Source organism: Clostridium sp. Marseille-P7770, assembly GCF_902143525.1.
In the GTDB taxonomy this organism is placed as follows: domain Bacteria; phylum Bacillota; class Clostridia; order Lachnospirales; family Lachnospiraceae; genus Pilosibacter.
This window is the reverse complement of the sequence record NZ_CABFVC010000001.1, coordinates 569329-591476: the sequence shown is the minus strand read 5'-3', so window position 1 is coordinate 591476 and position 22148 is coordinate 569329. Positions and strand designations below refer to the sequence as shown.

Sequence of the window (22148 nt, the reverse complement as noted above, 5' to 3'; positions counted from 1 at the left end):
CGGCAGGTCTGCGCGTGTACCGCGCTGCCCGCGGAAACGTATCGCACAGTTACAGTGAGAACTGGAAGTCCTGTTCAGCTTCTTTGAGCTTCGTCTCAAAGGAGTTATCGATCAGGATATTTTTCGAGGCGATGACGGCCCGCGTGCCGCCGAGAAACGGGTACTGGCTGACGCGGATGTCGCAGTCGGTCCTTAAGGATAAAAGATTCTGCTTTTCCTTGTCGGACGGGTCGATATAGATGTGGATCTCACTGGATCCTGCAAATGCTTTTTCTTTTTTGATCTGCGCCTCTAAGAGTGCGTCATATTTCGGGGTCTCCATGAACCGCGCCAGTTTGTCGCGAAGCTCGGAGAAGACTTTTCCGCGGAGTTCCTCATCTTTTCTGCTATAGGAACGGCGGATCTCGATCTGGCCTAAGGACAGGTTTTTGTTGGTCTCCCGTGCGATCCGCTCTTTTTCGGCAGCGATCTGCAATGCTGCCTGCTTTCTGGCGTTTTCTTTATGCTCATTCAGGATTTTTTCCTCATAAGCGGTATAATCAGAGACTGCCTGCTCGTATTTCTTTAATGCGTCGCCTGTGCAGATGTCTTCAAAATGCTGTAACTTTTCTTCGGTTGTCAAAGCAGCCACCTCCTTGATTCCAATATCGATCTGCAGCGGTTCCGGATCGCTGTTGCCTGCGGACGGAACCGCTGTGTGCATACTATAACTTTAGTCCGATCGCGTCATTTACATATGCCGTGATGAAATCGGGCCGCCGTCCTGTTCCGTGGCGGTCCGGGATTTCGATGAGAAGCGGCTTTTTATGTTCTGTGCGTACCGTCTTAACCAGCTCCGGATACTTCTTTCCGAGAGCTTCGGTGAGCAGGATGATCCCGATATTTTTGTCTTTTAACACTTCGTTCAACGCCTTTTCCAGCGTTCCTTTTTCATTTGCGATCACACCGTCCACGCCCGCCAGCCGCATGCCGGTCAGCGTGTCAGTGTTATCGCTGATCAAATACATTCTCATAGCCGGTCTCCATTCCTGGTAATAGTTCAGCCATGTTGTCAGGCATTAAAGTTTACCGATGATCATGAAGGAAATGATAAGTCCGTACAGGCAGACACCTTCGGCAAGACCTACGAAGATAAGAGATTTACCAAGAATGGAGGAATCCTCACTGATAGCGCCAAGTGCTGCGGATGCTGCCGCGGAAACGGCAACGCCGCCGCCGATACAGGAAAGTCCGGTGGAAAGAGCAGCTGCGATGTAGCCCATACCGGTGGAGATGCCGCCGGCTGCAGCTGTGGATTCGGCTGCGAATGCAGTGCCGCCAAAGAGTACGCAGACAGCGAAGAGCATGGTTCCGAAGAACATTACGGTGTTGGCAGCGAGGGCTGTTTTATAGCGTCCTTTTGTCTTTTCACCTGCGGCGAAAGCTCCGAAGGGGACTGCAATACTGAAGATAAGTGCAACGGTTAAAAGAAGTTTTACTGCGATTGTCATGACGATGACCTCCTAAAATCTGTATTTTACCATTTATTGTAACTATTCAGTGCCTTCATAGTTACACGCAAAAATCCATTCCAGATCAGCTTCGCTGATGGGATTTTTGCCTTCCAGCCTATGTTTTATTACGGTCAGCGCAGCAAGTGCGCAGACCTACTGAACAGTTACCATTTATTCTTATTTCTCGTAGAACGGTTTAAATTCCCGGCCGCTTCCTTTATAGAACCGGCTGAACAGCTCGTAGTACTCGAGACGGAGTACCTGGATCCCGACGATCAGGCCCTCCATGCCGCACACGAACAGGTTTCCGAGAACAATGACCGGTATGGACGGTGTTCCGGACTCTGCACCTGCGAGCATTAAAACAACCTGCATCATGGCTGCGTGGCTGACGGCGAAGGCGCCCACACGGACGAAGGAAAGCGTGTTGGAGAAGTAGCTTAAGAGTACTTCAAACAGCTCGAAAAATCCCTGTGTGATGAACATTCCCACGCCACCGGAGATCTTCTCAGATTTCTTTTCTAGAACTGCTGTGAGCGGTTCCTTAAAGAACATCACGAGAAGCGGCAGGACGAACATGATGATCAGGATCGCTGCCGCCGGAAGTGTATGTCCGCTCATGAACATTACGATGGTGGCTGCAAGACTGAAATAAAAGACGAAGCCTGCGAGACCGTTTGTATCGAACCAGGTCTTTTCAGTGTCATGGTTCTTAAAGCTCGTAATCATGTTTAAGATCATCGTAAAGAGGATGACTCCCATGCCGAGAGCAATGGCAACGACGAACACGGTGTTCAGACGACCCACAAACGGAAGATCCGTCATGGCTTCGGTCGGCTTTAACCACAGCGCCGGAATCACATCTTCAAATCCGAAGACGCTTCCGAAGAGGCATCCGAAGATCGTCGAGAAGAATCCGCAGCAGGAGATGATGGCTGCCAGATCGATTTTTTTGAACTTATAGAGCAGGAAACCGCCGATCAGAAGGACAAGTCCCTGTCCGGCATCTCCGAACATGAAGCCGAAGAAGATGGAGTAGGTGATGGCGATCAGAAGCGTCGGATCAAACTCGTCGTAGGACGGAAGTCCGTACATCTTTACGAACATCTCAAACGGCCGCAGCAGCGGAATGTTTTTTAACTTGGTGGGCGGAATGCTGGTCACATGCTCTTTGCTGTCCTCTAAGACGAAGAATGTATCCGCGTCCTTTGCGAGATCCCTGTGGAGAGCTTCCGCGTCCTCTTTTGTCATCCAGCCGCAGAGAATGTAGAACGGATGATCCTTATCATGGGTGCATGCCGCATACTTTCTCACATTGAAGTTTGCTTCATAGGATTTCAGCACCTGGCTGGCATCCCAGAGACTGGTCTGTCTCGTCAGCAGGTACTCGGAATCCTTTGCGTCCAGGGCCTGTTCCTTTGCTTTCAGATTTGCAAGCTCGTTTTCCAGACGTTCGACCTCGGTCTTCGGGGTTCCGGCGTACTCATCCGGGAGATAGATCCTCTCGAACTGCAGGGACGAGAAGACGGTGTCGATCCGGTCGGAGGTGATATCCGGTGTGAAGTAGAGCAAAGAAATATAGTGGTCTGATTCGTGGCATTTGAACAGGATCGTCTCATCCGAGCGGTCGGCGAATGCCTGAAGCTGCGGGAAGCTTTCCTTTCTGATACGTCCGAACCGGTATTTGATGTGCTTCAGCTTCAGAATTGCCGGAATATCGAAGTCCAGTTCCACATACAGGCGTACCTGCTCCAACAGGGAAGAGACTTCTTTTTCTTTTGCCTTTAAGGACTCCCGCTCCTCATCGGAGGCGGCGAGCTCCGTATCCATGTCATTTACAAGTGTGATGGCGTTCTCCACAGGCATTGTTCCGGTGGAAATCTCCTGCTGTTTTGCGCCGGGACAGGAAGCGAGAAGTTTCTGCGCTTTCTGAAGCGGTTCCCGGTATGGATTGGTTCCGGGATATGGTTCTAATTTTGATGCGGATCTTAATTCGGTCAGCGCGTTTTCCAGCTGGATCTCATAGTGGGAGAGATACTGGTTGACCATTCGGTCCAGATCGTTCTTTGGCCCGGAGATGCTGACGAATTTCATTTTTTCGATCACAAAGCATACCCCCTTTTCTAACTTTCTGCCAGGCAGGTGAGAATTTCTGAACTGCCAAGGCTGTAACGGATCCCCTCAACGGTGGTGATGATTTTTCTGATCTCTTCTTCCTTAAAATAGAAGTAGCTGTTTAACGCAGCCGCGGAATACGGATCATTCCGTCCGGATTTGCTGTACACAGCATCCAGAAGCGCCCGGAACAGGGAATGCAGTTCCGGATTCTCCTGCTGTTCGCCGGATGCCCGAAAGATCCGGTTTCCGTAGCGGGTCCCCTTTAGGATCCGGTCAAATTCCTCTATAGACGGCGCTTCGGCAAGCTCTCTTGCCTGAGATTTTTTTAAACGGTGCCATACGGGGATCAGAAGCTCCATAATGGCATCGGCAGATAATTTGTAGTGGCGTTTCGCTCTTGCGAGCCATTCAATATTTAAAAGATCGATCTTTTCACCGGCACAGTCGGCGATGGCCGCCCGGTCGTCTTTTGAGAGCTGGTCTTTTAAACTTTTCCAGAAACGGATGAAGTACAGGGTGTCCAGAGCAGATTCGAACTCAGACAGGGAAGTGATGCCCTGATCCTTTAAGTCCTTTAACGGGCCATAATAAGGGGTGTTCTGAATGCTGTCCAGATATTCGTCCAGATCTTTTGAATCAGTCAGGGCGGTGAAATCCAGGTGGGAGTGCTTTCGGAAGAAGGGCTCAAAGCTCTTAAAGTTCAGATCTGAGCGTTTTCCGGAAACCGCGTCCCTCAGACACCGTTTCATGACATCGATCTCGAAATGGAGAAAGTAGAGATCCAGAAATTTTCTCTGGGTTCCGTTTGCGAATCGGAACAGCCTTGAGAAATCACCGTAGAGGGAGTGCCACAAAAGCTCTTCAATCTTACTTCTGTGGAGTTCCTCATTTTCGACACCGGAAAAAACATCCCTGTAGGCGGGAGAACTTTTCAGGTATTCGACGGCAGCCGGTACATTCTCCATTCCCGCGAGGACCGAGAACTCATCATCCGTGAGGAAATGCCCGCGCATCGCGGCAAGCTTGGCAGCAATCGCACTGTAAGTGATGAGACTTCCCATAGATCACACCTCGGTCATAGAACGGAAGAGGGAGTCCACATACCAGGAATGCTTTTCTTCGTAATGCTGTTCCAGGCGGGCGATCTGGTCACCGGCGGCGGTTTTCTGCCTGTCAAGCTCCGCGGCGGCTTCTGCCTCCATTTTCTGGCGCATGGACTGGATCTCCAGTTCGGTTTCATGATTCAGCTCCTTGTCAAACTGTTTCGTCTTTGCCTCATATTCTGCTGCAAGAGTTTTTTTCTTGTCAGCAGCGCCGTCTAAGATCGCGACAGTCTTTTCTTCAATCTGGGAGAGCTGATTGATGATATTGTTCATTGATTTGTCTCCTTTCTGAGAAGGATTTTCCCTCATCCGGGGGGAGGGGGCCAGAAACCTCGGAGTTTTATGCGGTAAAATTCAAGTCAGGTTTTCCTGGGTGTCTGACCCCGGTAACATTATAATATAGCTTGAAAATCAGGAATTTCAAATATATAATAATTATGCTGTTATAACATGAATGTTATAATAATCGGAAAATGCTATAAATGAACAAAAAATTAGCACAAAATTAACATGATCGTTAAGGCGCGAAAGAAAAAGGGGGAATGATATGGAAATCCAGCAGTTTCGGTATTTTTTGGCGGCAGCGCGGTATGAAAATCTGACAAAAGCGGCAGAAGATCTGCATATCGCCCAGCCGGCATTGTCCCAGTCCATCAAACGTCTGGAGACAGAGCTCGGCGTAAGCCTTTTTGACCGGAAAAATCACCGGATCGAGCTCAACGAACAGGGGAAACTCCTGAAAAAACGCCTGATCCCGATTCTGGAATCCATCGATAATCTAAAGGATGAGCTCTGGGAGTCAGTTTATTCATCGGAGCGCACGATCTATTTAAATTTCCTGTCCGCGTCGAACCTCATTACGAACAGTATTATTTCCTATCGGGCCCTGAAACCGGATGTCCAGTTTCAGGTATCCCAGCTTGAGATGACGGAGAGCTGTGATATCCATATCGAATCAAGGATTGCTATATCTGTGACGCCTCCGCATCCGCAGGAACTTCCGGATGGTGTGGTAAGACGGGAATATCTGCGGGAGGAGATTTTTCTGGCAGTGCCGCCGGATTCAAAGTTTGCGAAGCATAAGACCGTTGATCTGCGGGAAGTGAAGGAAGAAAATTTCATCCGTCTCGGAAACGGCTGGCAGCTTCGCGGGATCTGCGATGATTTCTGCAGGAGAGCCGGGATCCGTCCTCAGGCGGTGTTCGAGAGCAACAGTCCGGAGTCGGTGCGCAACCTGATCGCGGCAGGGCTTGGAATCGGCTTCTGGCCGGAAAAAGCCTGGGGTGGAAAGCCGGGGCACGGTGTTGTCCTGATCCCGATCCGTTACCCGAACTGCAGGCGTGACCTGGTGGTCACGGTGTTTGAGCAGGCAGGAAATAAGTCGGTGGTGGATGAGTTTGTGAATTATTTCTGTAAGTATTTTGAGAAAGACCCGTCGGGGATGGGAGATGTGACGGTGTAAGAATGTAGTATAAATGAAAAAAGAACTCTGAAGCCAGCAATAGGGCGGGATCCATCGGAATCCCGCCCTAAATATTGGCTTTAGAGCTTTTTTGAATTTGATATTCCAATAAGTCATTACTCCGCTGTTAGAAATTCCTTCGCGACATAGGCTTCCTGTCCGTTGTACTTGATGACGGCCCAGGTATCGTCGTGGTCGCGGAGATATTCAACGGATGCGCCCGGGTCCAGTTTTCCGATGCGGTCCGCGTCGGTGGACGGTTCTTTGCGGACGTTCAAGGTCGTTGTTGTCTTGTAGGAGGAGCCGGAAGCTGTGCTCTCCGGTTCAGTCTCCGGGGCTGTGGTCTCTGCTGTTTCCGTTGTGATCACTGGTGCGGAGGTCTCCTCTGTAGCCGGTTTCTTCGGCGTGAGGACACGGATCAGGACGATCAGGATGATCACGAGGACGATCGGAACCACAAATTTTAAAAGATCAGCCGGCTGCATGCCGCTTCCGGACTGCCGGGAACCGGCGCTGCGGTTTCTGGACTGCTGGGGACGGCTACCGGCCGGGCGTCTTCCGCGGGGGGCTTTCCCGTTGTCTGCAAAGGAGTAGATCTCCTGGGACAGCACGTGGTAGGCCTGGTTTGCATTGTAGGCACCGTTATCGCCGTTTTTTGCGGCTTTTGTGCCGATGTCGTAGATCTGTAAGTAGTGCTCGGCGGTGGATTTTGAGATCCAGCCGTTGTTGTAGAGCTCGTGGATCATAGAGTCCATGGAGCCTTCCATGATCCCCGCCTGTTCACATTGGAGCTTAACCATGTATTCCACGGTCTGTTTTGCTTTGATCATGGACTGGTTGTATTGCTTTTGTCCCATGAGACGCTCGGTCTCCTGAACATTCTGACGGATCTTATCCCATCCGTTAGGAATGTCGTTTCTTGCCATATAAATCCCTCCGTTTTATGTATTTTAACGGTCTGTGAGGATGCCAGATCTCATAGGCCGCTTTTCTTTGTGTAATGCTGTGCATCTGCGGAAACCTCCGCGGACGCGAAAAGAGCGATTTTGTCAGCCATTATCTTTATTATACTGGAATAATAGGAAAATTGCACGAAATATTTTTGAACAAATTAAGAATTTTCTGTTTCCAAAATATATATTTAGGGTATATAGAGGGAAAACATAGTCTCCTTGCAAAATAAGGTTTTCAATGATAAAATGAGACACAAGCAAAAACAGGATCATTGTGCAGGAGGAAATATATTATGAGATTACGCCATATCAAAGGCGCGGAAGAAGAGATTGCTGAGAGCCCATATGTGGTCCAGGATCCGCAGTCACTGAAAGGAAAGTGGCATGAATTCTTCGGAAACGATAACCCGATCCGCATCGAAGTCGGAATGGGAAAGGGGAAATTCATCATGGAGCTTGCCCAGATGAACCCGGATATCAACTATGTGGGAATCGAGCGCTATTCCAGCGTCCTGCTCCGCGGACTCCAGAAACGCGCGGAGCTGGAGCTTTCCAATATTTATTTTATGAGAATCGATGCGTTAGAGCTTGCGGACGTGTTCGCGGAGGACGAGGTGGAGCGGATCTACTTAAACTTTTCTGATCCGTGGCCGAAGGACCGCCATGCGAAGCGCCGCCTGACATCAGACCGTTTCCTTGCGGTGTATGATAAGATCTTACAGCCGGACGGAATCATCGAGTTCAAGACGGACAATCAGGATCTGTTCCGCTACTCCTTAGAATCCATCCCGGAAGCCGGATGGCAGGTCACATCCCATACGTTTGATCTTCACCACAGTGACATGGCGGAGGGAAATGTCATGACAGAGTATGAGACAAAGTTTTCTGCGGAAGGGAAACCAATCTGCAAGCTGACGGCCTGTCGCGACAAGAAGGTTACCGCAAAACAGGCTGAATAAGCCGGGAATGTCTGCATATATTAAATGAGAAATGGCAAAAAGGCTGTGTGACGGATGAGTATGTGGACATGTCTGAAACGGTGGCTCGCGCAGACAACCTGCGACAAGACAGAACTGAACCGGAAGATTATCCGGGTCAAGAAGTGTTTTGACGAGGCGAACGCTGTGGTCTGCGGCAAAAAGAAAAAATAATAAAGGAGAAAATAACATGGAAACAGTATTTACAAGCGCAAATTTTGATGCTGATGTTCTGGGCTCAGAGATCCCGGTAGTTGTGGATTTCTTTGCGACATGGTGCGGCCCGTGCCGTATGATGGCTCCGGTGATCGAAGAGCTCGCTGAGGAGTACGACGGAAAAGTAAAGATCGGCAAACTCGATGTAGACGAGAACAGTGATATTGCTGCCCGCTACGGAGTTATGTCTATCCCGACGATCATCCTTTTTAAGAACGGCGAAGTTTTTTCCAAGAGCGTTGGACTTCAGGATAAAGAAGTTCTGGAAAATGCGATCAAAGAGATGTTGTAAGAAACAGGAACAAAAAAGCCGGCAAACCCGCATGTTTGCTGGCTTTTTTAATCGTTTCATTTGTACCTGTTTTTTGAAAAACAAAAAAATTAAAAAAATTTCAAAAAAGGTGTTGACTTTTTCCTTGGTTTATCCTATAATACAAAACGTGCCACGGATGAGGCAAACAAAACAAAGAAAAACAACAAACCAAGCACCTTTAGCTCAGCTGGTAGAGCAGTAGACTCTTAATCTATTTGTCCAGGGTTCGAATCCCTGAAGGTGCACGAAAAAAAGCACTGTTTTAGCGGATGATAAGCCGCCGGGACGGTGTTTTTTGTGTAATAGGAAAGCCCGGAGAAGTGTATGAAAATTTTACCAACAGGATCCTCATTTAGGGGATCCTGTTTCGGAATCACAGGTAATTAAAGGGAGATTAAAAGGATGAAAGAAATCAAGATCACAGAGATCGAAAACATCAGGATCGGCAGTGCAGAGAATAAAGAGGCGGGGACCGGGTGTACGGTTATTATCTGCGAGCGGGGCGCGGCAGCCGGGCTGGATGTGCGTGGGGGCGGCCCGGCATCCAGGGAATCGGAGCTCTTAAAGCCCATGGCGGCGGCTGACATGATCCAGGCAGTTTTACTCAGCGGCGGAAGTGCGTTCGGTCTGGACGCGGCTGGGGGCGTTATGGAGTATCTGGAAGAACGTGGGATCGGCTTTGATGTGGGAATCACGAAGGTACCGCTTGTATGCGAGTCCTGCCTGTTTGACCTGATGGTCGGGGATTTTAAGACGAGACCGGATAAGGCCATGGGATACGCGGCATGCGAGGGCGCGGAGAAGAATAATTATCAGGATGGAAACTTCGGCGCTGGAACAGGCGCGTCCGTCGGAAAGCTGGGTGACAAGTCTCTCTGCATGAAGGGCGGAATCGGAAGCTATGCGGTGCAGATTGGGGATCTGAAGGTCGGCGCAATCGTTGCGGTGAATGCGAGAGGCGATATCTATGACTGGAAGGACGGAAAGAAGGTCGCCGGTCTTTTAAATGCGGACAGGAAGACATTTGCGGACACAGAAGAAGCCGTTTATAAGAGCTATGAAGTGATCAAGAACAAGTTCACCGGCGCGACAGAGAATACGACCATCGGTGCGGTGATTACGAACGCGGCATTCCCGAAGAGCAGCCTCTGCAAGATCGCCGGAATGGCCCACGACGGCTATGCGCGGGCGATCCGTCCTGTTCATACCTCTTCCGACGGAGACAGCATCTACGCTCTGTCTGTGGGCGATGTGAAGGCAGATCAGGATATGGTCGGAACCCTCGGTGCCCAGGTTATGGCGGAGGCGATCCTGAGGGCTGTGAGGAGCGCGGAGTCGGCCTACGGACTTGTTGGAGCGAAGGATTTGTAAAAAAGAGTGAAAAAGAGCGGCTGCCCGGCAAAGCTTTGCCGATATGACAGCCGCTTTTTCTATACGGTTACATCTGTCCTGTCACGCGCAGGTACAGACCAAGCTCCATCTCAAGCGCCTCTGAAATTCCGCGCTCATCTAACTGGAAATGGCAGTTATGGTGCGGGGAAGAGGTAATCGGGCGTTCGGGATCAGCCATTCCGATCTGAAAGTAGGCACCCGGCTTCTCAAGAAGATAGTAGGCAAAATCCTCACCGCCAAGGGCATCCGGGCGCTCGTAGACGGTATATCCGAGGTCTCTTGTGACACTGCGGACCGTTTCGATCTCCTCCGGCACGTTGATGGCTGCCGGATAGCCCAGAGTCGTGGTCACATCGCAGGTGAGGCCGAATCCGGCGCAGATCCCCCTGCTGATGGAGTGGATGGAGTCAAAGACTTTGTCGATCAGGTCATTGTTTAAAGTGCGGACATTGCCGCCGAGAGTCACAGTGTCCGTGATGATATTCGGATACTGGCCGCCATTTATATAGGAAACCGTAAGAACACCGCCTTCCAGCGGATTCTTTTTCTCAGCCAGGATCTGGTTTAAAGCAGATCCGACCATGCAGGCCACGGGGACCGGGTTCAGGGCATTCTGCGGATAACCGCCATGACCGCCCTTTCCATGGATCTTCACTTCATAAATACCGATCGCTGCGGAATACGCCCGGGGAGTCACGGCGATGGTGCCGAGCGGAAACGCGGAAGCACAGTGGAAACCATAGATGAGATCGACATCCTTCATGGCACCTTCCTCGCAGAGCGCCTTGGCGCCTCCCGGGAGCTTTTCTTCGGCTGCCTGAAAGATTAGCTTCACAGTTCCACGGACAAGCTCCGGATGGGCTGTGAGGACCTTTGCGAAGGTTAAAAGGACTGCGGTATGGATATCGTGTCCACAGGCATGCATAACGCCGGGAACCTCGGACTTAAACGGGAGATCATTTTCTTCCTCCACCGGGAGCGCGTCGATGTCCGCGCGGAACGCGATGCATGGACCGGTTTTTTCGCCTTTTATGACAGCGACCGTGCTGGTTCCGGAGATCCCTTCCATCAGCGGGATGCCCAGGGCATTCAGGGTGCTGCGGATGTAAGCGGCAGTGTCTGTCTCCTGAAAGGAGAGCTCCGGGTGTCGGTGCAGGTAACGGCGTGTTTCGATCAGTTCTTTTTCATAAGGGCTTGTGATGGACTTGACAAATTCTTTCATATAAAACCTCCGTTTTTCTCGTTTATACTATTTGTAGGAACAACTTATAGGAACAACAGCTTATTGGTCTGTGGCTGGATCAAACGACACATTTGCGATCACGACTTCATTGTTAGTCCCGACCCGCATCGCCGGTCCCCAGACACCGGCACCGGAGGTGACAATAGACGTCATAGACCCCTTTTTCAGGACTCCGCAGGCATTTTCCCAGAGAAAATGGACCACAAGGTTTGCCGGAAACATCTGACCGTCATGGGTATGGCCGGAGAGGTCCAGATCGACACCGGCATCGGAGGCTTTTGACAATTCTCCCGGCTGGTGATCCATGACGATGATGGGAAGTGAGGGATCGAGAGGTTCGGTGATCTCAGCAAAGGTTTTCCGCGGGAGCTGTTCTTTTTTTGCCATATCCTTATCCCGGCGGCCGACAAGATAGAATGCATTATTGATGCAGACGGTCTCGTCCTCCAGCATCGTGATACCGGCGTGGTGCAGAAATTCCGTAAACCGCCCGTCCCGGACGATCGTTTCCTTCTGTGGAAATGTGAATCCGGCGAGGATCTTCTCGCTTACGTCATGGTTGCCCCAGCAGGCGTATGTGCCGTACCGGCTCTTGATACCGGATAGAATGTCAGCCACCTTATCCGGGTCCTTGATCGCATCGTAATCATTGTCGAAGAGATCTCCGGCAATGCAGACGAGATCGACATTTTGGGAGTTAATGGTGTCTACGATCTTTCTTACATGGGACTTCGTGGAGTTGTATCCAAGGTGAAGATCCGCGATCAGGGCGATCTTAAGTCCCGGAAGAGAAGAACTCTTTTCGATAACGACCGGATCCTGCCGCACATAGACCCGTCTTGCATGCAGGACACCGTAAATGCTGACCATAAGGATCAGGCCAATGGCAAAGCCGCCAAAGATCACGAGATTTTTCGGCATGGTATGCAGCATGGCCGGATACCGGTATTTCATAAAGAAGGAATGGCCGGTGACACGGCGGATCACGTCGAAGGTGATGATAAAAAGCAGGATATATTCCAGAGTGCCGAGCCAGTAGTTGCTGATCACCCGGAGAAAATGGTGAAGCGGTTCTTTTGTGATGAGAAATCCGGTCAGCGGGCTGACGGCAAAAAACAGGTAGAGGACTGTGACAGGGATCCTGAAAAACAGTGAATGAAACGCCGGGGAGCAGGAATCCGCCCAGGCGTAGAGCCATAAAAGAATGTATGCCTGAAATAACAGGTAGATCGGAGATAAAAATACAGCTAACATGAGATACTCCTGATGCTTCGTGGACAGGAATGGTGTATAATGATTCCTGTACGGTGGTTTATGGTGTAAGTATAGCGAACACTTTAACAATTTGCAATGGAAAAGAAGAAAAGAGGTTGTTATGATCGATCTGACAGGAATGATCTCCATTCCATACTTAAAGAAGACAACATTTACCGGAAGTGAAAAGGGAACGAATTTTATGATCCGGAAGATCAGCGGAGAGGAAGGCGAGCCGGATAAGATCCAGGCGGTCACCTGGCCGGGACCGTTTATTTTTTCTGTGACGGAAGATGAAAAAAAGACGTATCAGGAATTTAAATTCAGCGAGGACGGGATCAAAGCGGCAGTAGCCTGGCTGAATGAGGTGACATAGAGAGGAATCCTGTATACAAAAAGGCCCGGAAGTTTTCGGGGTGAAAAATATTTTAAGAACGAGTATGACCGGTGAAGTTAAGCCGGTTATACTCGTTCCCTGTTTTATAGACTTTAGCCGATCTGCGTATACAGAGCATTAGATCTGGTGTACAGATGTGGGAGACGTTCCCTACATCGACGGTGTTCTCGCCACAAGATCCAGTGTCACATCCGTAAATCTCTGCTTTAAGAGCGCGCAGATCTCCTTCCGCTGCTCCATAAGCTTCGGGATCATGTCCTCGGTGAGCTGGAGTTTTGCGCACCACGGCGCATTGGCCTTTGGGTCCGCGGCAGCGGGATCCGGGTACACGCGGACGCGGAAATCGCGGAATCCAAGGTCGGAGAGGGATTTCTCCGCCCATTCCACATCCTTTAACACAGAAGCTTCGATGGAAATTCCCGACGGAACTCTCGTCGCAAGACAGGCGTAGGCGGGCTTGTTCCATGTAAATAATCCGGCATTTCGGGAATATTCCCGGAGTGCCGTTTTTGTTATTCCGGAAAGGCGCAGCGGGGACAGTACCTTCATTTCTTTTAAAGCGCGCATGCCCGGGCGGTCACCGGCGTCATCGGAGGCATTCGTTCCGTCCATGATCTCGGTAAAGCCGTCCTCCTTTGCGGCTTTCAGGATTCCGCTGAATACCTGATTCTTGCAGTAGTAACAGCGGTCTTTCGGATTGCTCTTTACGACTTTATCCGTCAGCACATCAAAGGGCAGGACCGTCATGTCCGCGTGTAATGATTCAGCGAGAAGCTTCGCGTCATCTAACTCAAATTGCGGCTGGAACGGCGTGGAGACATAGTAGGCATGTACATTTGCTCCGCAGGCCTTTGCGGCATAGAGAAGATAAGAGGAATCCGTTCCGCCGGAAAAAGCCAGGGCGATGGTGGAATGCTCCGCAAAAAATTCCCGGAGTGCGGCCGGAACGCAGTCTATGGAAACGTTGATCGTGTTGTTCATAAGGAATTCTCCGTCCTTTCATATTCAAGTTGAACGTCTGTGAGACTTGCCGCGTGATTCTGGTCAGAGAAGCTGACATATTCCTATCAGAATCACTGCGCATCCTCGCGGAGCGTTTATCTTAGCAGCCTCGTACGGGCGGCCATACCTTCATAGTAAAATGGTAGGTTTAATTCACTCATTATAATTCGCAGAGACATAGAAGTCAAGCTTGTAACCGGGAAGGTGTTACCGTCAGGCGGAATTCCCGATTTTTATAGATTTTCAGTATTTTCATTTCAGTATGTTTGTTATATCATAGATGAATAAAATGACAAGGAGGATGCAGGCTATGGAAGACAGAGGACTAATCGTGAAGACATCCGCGTATATAGACCGTCACAGGGACGAGATGCTGTCGCTATGGGAAAAGATCGTTTCTATCGAAAGCGGAACCCCGGATAAAGAGGGCGTTGACCGGGTAGGTGCGGTCTTAAAGGATGAACTGGAAAGTGCCGGAGTGGAGACAGCTGTGATTCCGATGGAACGTTTCGGAAACCTCCTGACAGGTGTATGGAATAAAGAGGCAGCAGGCCAGCCCATCGTTCTGATCGGACACATGGACACGGTATTCGCGAAAGGCACACTGGAGAAAAATCCGTTCCGCATCGATGCGAACGGAAATGCCTACGGACCGGGAGTTCTGGATATGAAGGCGGGACTTGTGATCGTTGTCTACGTTTTAAAGGCGCTCCATGAGTACGGATATGGGAAACGCCCGATCCGCGTTGTCTTTGCGGGAGATGAGGAGAACGGACACCGTCAGACAAATGCGGAGTCAGAGATCCGGAAACTCTGCGCGGGATGCGCGGCGGCATTCAACTTTGAGACGGGATTTATCGATGACGGACTCGTTGTCGGAAGAAAAGGTTCCTGCCGCGTGACACTCACCGTTCACGGGGTCGCCGCTCACGCGGGAAATGATCCGGAGCGCGGAAGAAACGCGATTTTGGAGATGGCGCATAAGGTCATCGAGATCCAGAAGCTTCACGATTTTGAACATGGACTTTTTGTGAATGTAGGTGTGATCCGGGGCGGAACGGTTGCAAACGCAGTGGCTGCGTCCTGTGAGGTTGGAATCGACATCCGCTACGACAGCTTTGAGCGCCTTGAGGAAACACTTCAGGCGATCAAAAGGATCGCGGAGACGAGAACTGTCCCGGACACGACGGCAGATGTGACCTGGACGAAGCCGAGCACGGTAATGCCGGTATCGGAGAAAAATCTGGAACTTTTCCGCCATGTCCAGAAGGCGGCAGACATGATCGGTTACGGAAAGCTGCAGACAAAGAAAGTTGGCGGCTGGTCCGATTCCTGCCTGGCTGCGGCGGAAGGCGTTCCGGTAGTTTGCGCCATGGGCGTCAAGGGCGCGAACAATCATTCAATGGAGGAGTATGCGGTAGCTGAGACACTGTTTTCCAGAGCGAAACTGGCGTTGGCTTCCATCATTACGTTTTGACAGACATGAAAGAGACAAGAAAAAAATATGACATGCTGACGGACAATCCGGGAAAATCCCTGCTTTTCTTCGTGCTTCCGATGATACTCGGAAATCTATTTCAGCAGTTTTACAACATCACGGACTCAGTAGTGGTAGGAAAATTCGTCGGGGAACAGGCGTTAGCGGCGGTTGGCGCATCCTATGCGATCACGAACGTCTTTATTGCCATCGCCATCGGCGGCGGAATCGGAAGCTCCGTGGTGATCTCCCAGTTTCTGGGAGCGGGAAAACTCGCGAAGATGAAGACGGCAGTCTACACAACGATGTTCAATTTTCTTGGGATTGCGGCGTTTCTGGCAGCAGTGGGGCTCCTGTTCAACAACCGGATCCTGAATCTCGTCAACGTACCGGAGGATATTTTCTCGGATGCGGCGCTGTATCTGGCGATCTACTTTCTCGGACTGCCGTTTCTGTTCATGTATAACGTTCAGGCATCGATCTTCAACGCACTGGGAGATTCAAAGAAGCCGCTGTACCTTTTGATCTTTTCTTCCCTGTTAAACATCGTGCTGGACATGATCCTCGTGATCATTTTCAAGCAGGGCGTCCGTGGCGTTGCGCTGGCGACATTGATCGCACAGGGAATCTCGGCGGTGATCTCGTTCCTGCTTCTGATGCGGAAGCTAAAGGGGTATCCTGCCGAGGAACCGGTGCGTCTCTACAGCGGAGAGATGGCGGTCTCCATGGTGAAGATCGCCGTTCCGTCCACACTGCAGCAGTCCATCGTCCATATCGGAATCCTGCTGGTCCAGTCTGTGATCAACAGCTTCGGCTCCACGGCGATCGCCGGATACTCCGCGGGCATGCGGATCGAGTCCTTAAGCATCGTGCCAATGCTCGCCATGGGAAATGCCATGTCAACCTTCACAGCCCAGAATATGGGGGCCGGAAAGATCGACCGGGTGAAGGAAGGTTACCGGATGTGCTATGTGATCGTCCTGACGGCGGGTGCTGTGCTCTGCATAATGTACCAGCTGGCAGGAGGCGCATTTGTGTCCCTGTTCCTTGACAGCGGCAGCAGTGAGGCGTATTCGGTGGGACTCAGTTATGTGAAGTTCTTATCGTTTTTCTACTCATTTATCGGCCTCAAGGCATCCACGGACGGTCTGCTCCGCGGCGCGGGTGATGTGACGGCATTTACGGTGGCAAATCTCGTGAATCTCGCGATCCGTGTCAGCGTGACGAACCTGTTTGCTCCAGTCTACGGGATTCAGGTCGCATGGATGGCGGTTCCCCTTGGCTGGGCCGCGAATTATGTGATCTCGTTTGGATGGTATCTGACAGGGAAATGGAAGAAGATCCGCGTGATAAAGAAGTAAGATACAGATAGGTATACAGTATCAATTACAGGAGAAAGGACAGAAATCATGGAACAGAAAATACTTGCTTACTTAAAAGAACATGAGACGGAGATCTTTGAGGACTTAAAATCTCTGGTCCTGACAGAGGCCAGCACTTCAGATATTGAGGCTCTGGCAAAGGTGCGGGAAAAGCTGGTCATGCTGATCAAGGAGCGCACAGGAGAGGACTGCTTTGTCTACGAGGCGGAGAATGGACACTGTCCGGTGCGGTTCCAGTATGGAAAGGGTACGGAGAAGATCCTGTTTATCGGTCATTATGACACCGTACATCTCATCGGTGCGCTGAGGTATTATACAGAAGGAAATGAGCTCCACGGACCGGGTGTTTATGACATGAAAGGCGGGCTTATTTCCGCGATCTGGACCGTAAAGGCATATAAGGATCTTGGGATCGATCCGGGAAAGAGACTGGAATTCATCTTTAACGGTGACGAGGAGACCGGAAGTGCTGAGTCTACCGATATCATTTGTGAGCTTGCGAAGGACGCGAAGGCGGCGCTTGTCTGCGAGCCGTGTACAGCGAACGGAGATTTAAAGACAGGAAGAAAAGGCCTTGTCCGTTTTACCGTAAGGATTCACGGAAAGGCATCCCATGCGGGAAATGCCCATAAAGAGGGGATCAACGCCATCGAGGAGCTGGCACATGAGATCCTCGCAATCCAGAAACTGACAGATTACGAGGCTGGAACTACCGTCAATGTGGGCGTTTGCAGCGGCGGTACAAAACCGAACGTTGTTCCGGCAAAGGCAGAGATCGAGATCGACTGCCGCGTAAAGACAGCCGCCGAGGGCGATAGGATCCGCAAGGCGATCAACGAGATCAGGACGACGGTTCCGGGGACTACAAGGGAAGTCATCGAACGGGACAGCAAGATGCCGATGGAGGAGACGGAGGCGAACATGGCGCTCCTCGAGAAGGCGAAGATCTGCGGCGAGAAGGTCGGGCTTAAGTTTTCCCATCAGTTTGTAGGCGGCGGCAGCGATGGAAACGAGGTGTCTGCTCTGGGTATTCCGACCCTTGACGGTCTCGGCGCAGCCGGTGACGGGGCCCACTCCGCAAACGAGTACATCCTGATCGACCAGTATATTCCGAGGATCGCGATGCTGGCTTCGTTTGTAGTGACGATCTGAGAGATTTCAATACATAAGATATAAACAGAGAGCGTATTGCCTAAAAAAGGTGGTACGCTCTCTGTTTATAAGAAGCTATTTAGTTTTTGATCGGAAACGTGATCTGCGCCTTAAACAGGTCGCCATCGATGATCAGCTCGAACTTTCCTCCCTGAAGAGTTGTCAGGTCTTTCGCGATGGAAAGTCCAAGTCCGCTTCCCTCCGTGGTTCGGGAAACGTCACCGCGGACGAATCGCTCGGTGAGCTCATCCGGGCTGATGTTTAACGGGTTTGCGGACACATTCTTGATCGTGAACACAACGTCTGCGCCATGGTCCTCGATCGTGACGTAGACGCGGGTTCCCTCTAACGCGTACTTGAATGCGTTATTATAGAGGTTTTCAAGGACACGCCATAGCCTTCGTCCGTCTGCCTCGATCATGATGACCTCGTTCGGAAGTGTGTTGACGATCTCCAGATGGCGGATCGCGTATTTTTCCTCAAATTCTCCGGTCGTCTGCTGGACAAGTTCTACGAAATCGATATTTGTGATCTCCAGCTTGATATTTCCGGAGCTTGCGCGGGAAGCTTCCACAAGATCCTCGGTCAGAGTCTTTAACCTCTGGGATTTCTGATCCAGAACCTCCAGATATTTCTGAACCGTCGGGTCTTCAATGTGCTGGCGCTTGATGAGGTCCACATAGTTAATGATGGAGGTCAACGGTGTCTTGATATCGTGGGACACGTTCGTGATCAGGTCGGCCTTCAGGCGTTCGCTCTTTACCTGTTCGGCAAGAGCTGTCTCCAGACCGTCACTGATACGGTTCAGTCCTTCGGCGAGTTCCGCCTCCAGACTCGAGAAATCATTGACATCCACCTTGTAGCTCGTCTCCCCGGAGGCGAGTTTTTCGATGGCGGCATGGATCTTGTCCGTCTGGTCCGCATTCCGGTAGATAAAGTAGAATACCAGAAGGTTTCCGGCGATCCAGGCGATCATCACGAAGATGAACGGCATGAACTGGAAAACGGAATTTTCATGATGGAAGATCATGAATGCCCCCACGGTGATCATGAATACGTTGTATGCAAGATACAGCACAAAGCCTATTGTGATCCGGTAGCGGAACGTGCTCTCGGAGAGTGTTTCTGTAAGATCATGCAGAAAGCTGTTCTTCCAGAGTGTCTCCGCCTTGTATCTGCGGATCAGGCTGAAGAAGGTAAGGATGACGCAGAAATACAGGTATCCGAAGGCCACCAGCAGGTTCGCGCGGTCCCAGTAATCTGATGTCACTACCAGGTGCAGGAGCTTTGATGTCACCGGCGCCATGATGTGGATGCAGAGGTAGGACACGAATGCCATCAGGAGCAGCATGAAATCCGTTTTTGTCCGGTCAAACGGGTAAAGCGTGATGGTCCGGTCAGAGATCGACGCATGTCCGGACAGGAACAGCAGGAATGCGAAGGTCACGAGGGAACCGGCAAGTCCCGCGATCGTAATATAAAGTCCGTTGGAAAAATTCACGCGGGACTTATTATAGGCGGTATATGCCTGGGCATAGTCATCGTTCGCCTTATAGGATGTGTCGAGACCGATGACCACATAGTAGCTGTTGCCGTTGTACGGGTTATTTTTCGACATCAGCGCCGGGATACTCGGAAAGTTGGATTCGAAGTTCGTCCGGACCGCAAGGTCGTTGGAGTCTCCGGAATAGTAGATATATCTTCCCATGGCCATAATGTCATCGTTGGACATCTCCGGCGCGTTGGTATGGATCTCATAGATCGCATTATTTTTTGAGTAGTACGCCACGCGGAAATAGAGATTCGTAAAGTCGCTCATGAGTCTCGAGTAGATCGAGTAGTAGGAAGAGAAACGCCTTAAGATCTCATACGTCAGGTCCGGCATCGTCGAGAAAGACTGATCCGGGCTCGTTAAGTCTTCCTCAGACTGGTAGCAGCGGTAGCGGACATAGACCTGTTCCTGGTCTTCCTCGGACAGAGTCTCCGGACCACCCTTTAACGCGTAGTTGTCGGACTCGTCCATGTAGTAGCCCAGGGATTTTCCGTACTGGATAATATCGTCCAGAGTGTAGGATTTCTCACCGCCAGGTCCCGTGGTGACTTCCAGGACGACCTGGGAGTAGTCGACCTCACCGTTTACCTCGAAAATATCCTGATACTGGACATAATCGAAGATATTTGTGATATCTGCCTGGACTTTTTTGCTGAAATCCGGGGACTGTTCAAAGGTCTCCGTCTTGATCCAGTCGAGACCCCGGCCGTAGTTGCTGTTTAAATACATGAACCCGATTCCGACGAGTGTCACGCAGGCAAAGAGAAAGTGAAGGAAGCCGACGAGACGCTTGAAAAATGAGTTTGTCTTTTTTTCTGCCATCTGGACTCTCCTTACTGTTTCTCGATCTTATAGCCGACGCCCCAGACTACCTTTAAGTAGCGGGGTTCTTTCGGGTTGATCTCGATTTTCTCGCGGATGTGGCGGATGTGGACGGCAACTGTGTTATCTGCACCTATTGCATCTTCATTCCAGATTTTTTCGTAAATTTGGTCAATAGAGAAAACTTTTCCGGCATTCTTCACGAGAAGCAGCAGGATGTTGTACTCGATCGGTGTCAGCTTGATCGGCTCGCCGTCAACCGTCACTTCCTTGTTCTCATCGTTGATCATCAGTCCGCCGCACTTGTAGACCTGGGAGCTGCCCTGCTGGTTCAAATTGCCGAGCTGGGTGTAGCGGCGGAGCTGGGATTTCACGCGGGCTACGAGCTCTAATGGGTTAAACGGCTTTGTAATGTAGTCGTCAGCGCCGATATTTAACCCTAAGATCTTATCGGTATCCTCGGATTTCGCGGAGAGGATGATGATCGGGATACTGCTGGTCTCGCGGACCTTAAGTGTGGTGCGGATCCCGTCGAGACCCGGCATCATGACATCCACGATCATTAAGTTTACTTCATTCTTCTCCAGAAGCTCCAGCGCTTCGTAGCCGTCGTAGGCCTTAATTACATTGAAACCTTCGCCGGTCAGATAAATATTGATCGCTTCTACGATCTGTTTGTCGTCATCGCAGACGAGAATGGTTGGCATAATTGATTCCTCCTCATATCAGACATAATAAAAGATGAAAAATCGTAACTGACCATGTTTCCAGTTACGAAAAAATCAAATCAAAGAAAAAATATATCATAATTCAGTATAGCATAAAAATGATGCAAAAACATAAGGAACGTTCTTAAATTTTTATGTAGAGATGTAAAGGGGTTACTGTATTGTACAAAATTTTCAGCTCAGAAAAGCTTTTGATGCGACGCGGCGATTTAATACAGTGACATAGGTAAAAAAATACGAACGTAAAAATTTGTGTATAATGTTGTAAAATAAAAGAATAAATAATCGCGCAAGAGGTTAAAACAATAAAAAAATATAGAAAACTTTGTGAGAATTGTACAAAATACATATTTTGACGCGAAATGGTTGATAATAATTGTGCAATGTGCTATAATTGAGTTAACTTAAAAAAGAAGCCGTGATAGGAGAGCAAGACGTATCAGCTAATGAATAGCTGTTGCTTGGTGCGCTCCTTTTCTTTTTTGGAAACGAGGAAAAAGCTTAGTGAAACATACTTTTTATGAAGCATTGGAAGAAAATCCGATCATTGCGGCGATCAAAAATATGGACGACCTGGAATTATGCTGTTCCCTGGAGGAGATCCGTGTGGTATTTGTCCTGTTCGGCGATATCTGTACGATCCAGTCGATCGTAAAACGGTTAAAAGAAGCTGGGAAGATCGTGATCGTGCATGTGGACCTGATCGTGGGGCTGAGCAGCAAGGAGATCGCGGTGGACTTCATCAAAATGTCAACAGAGGCAGATGGGATCATCACGACAAAGGTCCCGCTGGTCAGACGTGGAAATGAACTGAACTTTATCACGATTCAGAGATGTTTCCTGCTGGATTCCATGGCGTATGAAAATTTAAGACAGCAGCAGCGGCAGGTAAAACCGGACTACATCGAAGTCCTTCCGGGGATCATGCCGCAGGTCATCAGCAAAATGTGTAAGGTATCAAAAGCGCCGATCATCGCGGGCGGGCTGATCTCTGAGAAAGATTCCGTCATGAGCGCGCTCTCAGCGGGAGCGATGGCTGTCTCATCTACGAATCATGAAGTCTGGAAACTGTGAATAGACTAATAACACAAGCTATTTTAATGCCGGAAAAG

General features: G+C 50.2%; 22 protein-coding genes and 1 tRNA gene. 11 read left to right on the top strand and 12 right to left on the bottom strand.

Annotation, left to right across the window (positions count from 1 at the left end; translation table 11 throughout):
* Window positions 1–49 precede the first annotated feature (49 nt).
* The 6 genes from FN001_RS02740 to FN001_RS02715 all read right to left on the bottom strand — a co-directional run bounded on the left by FN001_RS02740 (window position 50) and on the right by FN001_RS02715 (window position 4987).
* Window positions 50–631 (bottom strand): V-type ATP synthase subunit E, encoded by a 582-nt coding sequence (locus FN001_RS02740; RefSeq protein WP_486463475.1) that lies wholly within the window; start codon window positions 629–631, stop codon window positions 50–52.
* A 73-nt stretch (window positions 632–704) separates the two neighbouring features.
* Complete coding sequence (locus FN001_RS02735; protein WP_117470998.1) at window positions 705–1013, bottom strand: V-type ATP synthase subunit F; 309 nt, start codon at window positions 1011–1013, stop codon at window positions 705–707.
* A 45-nt stretch (window positions 1014–1058) separates the two neighbouring features.
* Window positions 1059–1490 (bottom strand): ATP synthase subunit C, encoded by a 432-nt coding sequence (locus FN001_RS02730; RefSeq protein ID WP_015552854.1) that lies wholly within the window; start codon window positions 1488–1490, stop codon window positions 1059–1061.
* Between the two features lie 180 nt (window positions 1491–1670).
* Window positions 1671–3599 carry a V-type ATP synthase subunit I gene (locus FN001_RS02725; RefSeq protein WP_142410714.1) on the bottom strand — a complete coding sequence of 643 codons (1929 nt, stop codon included), beginning with the start codon at window positions 3597–3599 and terminating at the stop codon, window positions 1671–1673.
* A gap of 17 nt (window positions 3600–3616) precedes the next feature.
* Window positions 3617–4672, bottom strand: a complete 1056-nt coding sequence (locus tag FN001_RS02720) for a V0D/AC39 family V-type ATPase subunit (RefSeq protein WP_142410713.1) — start codon at window positions 4670–4672, stop codon at window positions 3617–3619.
* A gap of 3 nt (window positions 4673–4675) precedes the next feature.
* A complete protein-coding gene (locus FN001_RS02715) occupies window positions 4676–4987 on the bottom strand; it encodes an ATPase (protein WP_117483838.1) in 312 nt (103 codons plus the stop codon).
* Window positions 4988–5261: 274 nt separating this feature from the next.
* On the opposite strand from FN001_RS02715, the gene FN001_RS02710 reads away from it, so the two are divergent.
* Window positions 5262–6176: a LysR family transcriptional regulator gene (locus tag FN001_RS02710; RefSeq protein ID WP_142410712.1), complete on the top strand. Its 915-nt coding sequence runs from the start codon at window positions 5262–5264 to the stop codon at window positions 6174–6176.
* Between the two features lie 116 nt (window positions 6177–6292).
* On the opposite strand, the gene FN001_RS02705 is transcribed toward FN001_RS02710, so the two are convergent.
* Window positions 6293–7102 carry an SH3 domain-containing protein gene (locus tag FN001_RS02705; protein ID WP_015552858.1) on the bottom strand — a complete coding sequence of 270 codons (810 nt, stop codon included), beginning with the start codon at window positions 7100–7102 and terminating at the stop codon, window positions 6293–6295.
* A gap of 320 nt (window positions 7103–7422) precedes the next feature.
* Here FN001_RS02705 and trmB point away from each other — a divergent pair, with 320 nt between their 5' ends.
* From trmB to FN001_RS02685, 5 genes are all read left to right on the top strand, one after another.
* Window positions 7423–8088 (top strand): tRNA (guanosine(46)-N7)-methyltransferase TrmB, encoded by a 666-nt coding sequence (trmB, locus tag FN001_RS02700; RefSeq protein WP_021904025.1) that lies wholly within the window; start codon window positions 7423–7425, stop codon window positions 8086–8088.
* Between the two features lie 54 nt (window positions 8089–8142).
* Window positions 8143–8280, top strand: a complete 138-nt coding sequence (locus FN001_RS17955; protein ID WP_166462232.1) for a hypothetical protein — start codon at window positions 8143–8145, stop codon at window positions 8278–8280.
* Window positions 8281–8296: 16 nt separating this feature from the next.
* Window positions 8297–8614 (top strand): thioredoxin, encoded by a 318-nt coding sequence (gene trxA / locus FN001_RS02695; protein ID WP_117513504.1) that lies wholly within the window; start codon window positions 8297–8299, stop codon window positions 8612–8614.
* Between the two features lie 193 nt (window positions 8615–8807).
* A tRNA-Lys gene (locus FN001_RS02690) sits at window positions 8808–8880 on the top strand.
* Window positions 8881–9037: 157 nt separating this feature from the next.
* Window positions 9038–10006, top strand: a complete 969-nt coding sequence (locus FN001_RS02685; RefSeq protein WP_142410711.1) for a P1 family peptidase — start codon at window positions 9038–9040, stop codon at window positions 10004–10006.
* A gap of 67 nt (window positions 10007–10073) precedes the next feature.
* Here FN001_RS02685 and FN001_RS02680 read toward each other — a convergent pair whose 3' ends face one another.
* Together FN001_RS02680 and FN001_RS02675 are read right to left on the bottom strand one after the other, a co-directional pair.
* Complete coding sequence (locus FN001_RS02680) at window positions 10074–11249, bottom strand: M20 metallopeptidase family protein (protein ID WP_142410710.1); 1176 nt, start codon at window positions 11247–11249, stop codon at window positions 10074–10076.
* 60 nt (window positions 11250–11309) lie between these two features.
* On the bottom strand, window positions 11310–12524 hold the full coding sequence (locus FN001_RS02675) for a metallophosphoesterase (RefSeq protein ID WP_185911820.1): 1215 nt from the start codon (window positions 12522–12524) through the stop codon (window positions 11310–11312).
* A gap of 121 nt (window positions 12525–12645) precedes the next feature.
* On the opposite strand from FN001_RS02675, the gene FN001_RS02670 reads away from it, so the two are divergent.
* Window positions 12646–12900, top strand: a complete 255-nt coding sequence (locus tag FN001_RS02670) for a hypothetical protein (RefSeq protein ID WP_142410708.1) — start codon at window positions 12646–12648, stop codon at window positions 12898–12900.
* Window positions 12901–13071: 171 nt separating this feature from the next.
* Here FN001_RS02670 and larE read toward each other — a convergent pair whose 3' ends face one another.
* A complete protein-coding gene (larE, locus tag FN001_RS02665) occupies window positions 13072–13902 on the bottom strand; it encodes an ATP-dependent sacrificial sulfur transferase LarE (protein WP_142410707.1) in 831 nt (276 codons plus the stop codon).
* Between the two features lie 331 nt (window positions 13903–14233).
* On the opposite strand from larE, the gene FN001_RS02660 reads away from it, so the two are divergent.
* Genes FN001_RS02660 through FN001_RS02650 form a run of 3 tightly spaced genes read left to right on the top strand, consistent with a single transcriptional unit; the run spans window position 14234 to window position 17934 of the window.
* Complete coding sequence (locus tag FN001_RS02660) at window positions 14234–15400, top strand: M20 family metallopeptidase (protein ID WP_142410706.1); 1167 nt, start codon at window positions 14234–14236, stop codon at window positions 15398–15400.
* A gap of 32 nt (window positions 15401–15432) precedes the next feature.
* Window positions 15433–16761 (top strand): MATE family efflux transporter, encoded by a 1329-nt coding sequence (locus FN001_RS02655; RefSeq protein ID WP_243121920.1) that lies wholly within the window; start codon window positions 15433–15435, stop codon window positions 16759–16761.
* A gap of 48 nt (window positions 16762–16809) precedes the next feature.
* Complete coding sequence (locus tag FN001_RS02650; protein WP_142410704.1) at window positions 16810–17934, top strand: M20 family metallopeptidase; 1125 nt, start codon at window positions 16810–16812, stop codon at window positions 17932–17934.
* 79 nt (window positions 17935–18013) lie between these two features.
* Here FN001_RS02650 and FN001_RS02645 read toward each other — a convergent pair whose 3' ends face one another.
* The gene (locus FN001_RS02645; RefSeq protein ID WP_142410703.1) at window positions 18014–20308 is read right to left on the bottom strand and encodes a HAMP domain-containing sensor histidine kinase; all 2295 of its coding nucleotides are present in this window, start codon (window positions 20306–20308) and stop codon (window positions 18014–18016) included.
* Window positions 20309–20319: 11 nt separating this feature from the next.
* Complete coding sequence (locus FN001_RS02640) at window positions 20320–21015, bottom strand: response regulator transcription factor (protein WP_015552872.1); 696 nt, start codon at window positions 21013–21015, stop codon at window positions 20320–20322.
* A 525-nt stretch (window positions 21016–21540) separates the two neighbouring features.
* Between FN001_RS02640 and FN001_RS02635 the strand changes: the two genes are divergently transcribed.
* Entirely contained in the window at window positions 21541–22110 is a 570-nt protein-coding gene (locus tag FN001_RS02635) for a glycerol-3-phosphate responsive antiterminator (RefSeq protein WP_142410702.1), read from the top strand.
* Window positions 22111–22148: the final 38 nt, after the last annotated feature.

What these genes read in the sequence shown, in the direction of transcription:
- FN001_RS17955 (WP_166462232.1), top strand. Translation starts at nt 8,143, where the DNA reads ATGAGTATGTGGACATGTCTGAAACGGTGGCTCGCGCAGACAACCTGC.
- FN001_RS02705 (WP_015552858.1), bottom strand. Translation starts at nt 7,102, where the DNA reads ATGGCAAGAAACGACATTCCTAACGGATGGGATAAGATCCGTCAGAAT.
- FN001_RS02655 (WP_243121920.1), top strand. Translation starts at nt 15,433, where the DNA reads ATGCTGACGGACAATCCGGGAAAATCCCTGCTTTTCTTCGTGCTTCCG.
- trxA (WP_117513504.1), top strand. Translation starts at nt 8,297, where the DNA reads ATGGAAACAGTATTTACAAGCGCAAATTTTGATGCTGATGTTCTGGGC.
- FN001_RS02710 (WP_142410712.1), top strand. Translation starts at nt 5,262, where the DNA reads ATGGAAATCCAGCAGTTTCGGTATTTTTTGGCGGCAGCGCGGTATGAA.
- FN001_RS02730 (WP_015552854.1), bottom strand. Translation starts at nt 1,490, where the DNA reads ATGACAATCGCAGTAAAACTTCTTTTAACCGTTGCACTTATCTTCAGT.
- FN001_RS02720 (WP_142410713.1), bottom strand. Translation starts at nt 4,672, where the DNA reads ATGGGAAGTCTCATCACTTACAGTGCGATTGCTGCCAAGCTTGCCGCG.
- FN001_RS02715 (WP_117483838.1), bottom strand. Translation starts at nt 4,987, where the DNA reads ATGAACAATATCATCAATCAGCTCTCCCAGATTGAAGAAAAGACTGTC.
- FN001_RS02675 (WP_185911820.1), bottom strand. Translation starts at nt 12,524, where the DNA reads ATGTTAGCTGTATTTTTATCTCCGATCTACCTGTTATTTCAGGCATAC.
- trmB (WP_021904025.1), top strand. Translation starts at nt 7,423, where the DNA reads ATGAGATTACGCCATATCAAAGGCGCGGAAGAAGAGATTGCTGAGAGC.
- FN001_RS02645 (WP_142410703.1), bottom strand. Translation starts at nt 20,308, where the DNA reads ATGGCAGAAAAAAAGACAAACTCATTTTTCAAGCGTCTCGTCGGCTTC.
- FN001_RS02680 (WP_142410710.1), bottom strand. Translation starts at nt 11,249, where the DNA reads ATGAAAGAATTTGTCAAGTCCATCACAAGCCCTTATGAAAAAGAACTG.
- FN001_RS02670 (WP_142410708.1), top strand. Translation starts at nt 12,646, where the DNA reads ATGATCGATCTGACAGGAATGATCTCCATTCCATACTTAAAGAAGACA.
- FN001_RS02685 (WP_142410711.1), top strand. Translation starts at nt 9,038, where the DNA reads ATGAAAGAAATCAAGATCACAGAGATCGAAAACATCAGGATCGGCAGT.
- FN001_RS02650 (WP_142410704.1), top strand. Translation starts at nt 16,810, where the DNA reads ATGGAACAGAAAATACTTGCTTACTTAAAAGAACATGAGACGGAGATC.
- larE (WP_142410707.1), bottom strand. Translation starts at nt 13,902, where the DNA reads ATGAACAACACGATCAACGTTTCCATAGACTGCGTTCCGGCCGCACTC.
- FN001_RS02735 (WP_117470998.1), bottom strand. Translation starts at nt 1,013, where the DNA reads ATGAGAATGTATTTGATCAGCGATAACACTGACACGCTGACCGGCATG.
- FN001_RS02660 (WP_142410706.1), top strand. Translation starts at nt 14,234, where the DNA reads ATGGAAGACAGAGGACTAATCGTGAAGACATCCGCGTATATAGACCGT.
- FN001_RS02640 (WP_015552872.1), bottom strand. Translation starts at nt 21,015, where the DNA reads ATGCCAACCATTCTCGTCTGCGATGACGACAAACAGATCGTAGAAGCG.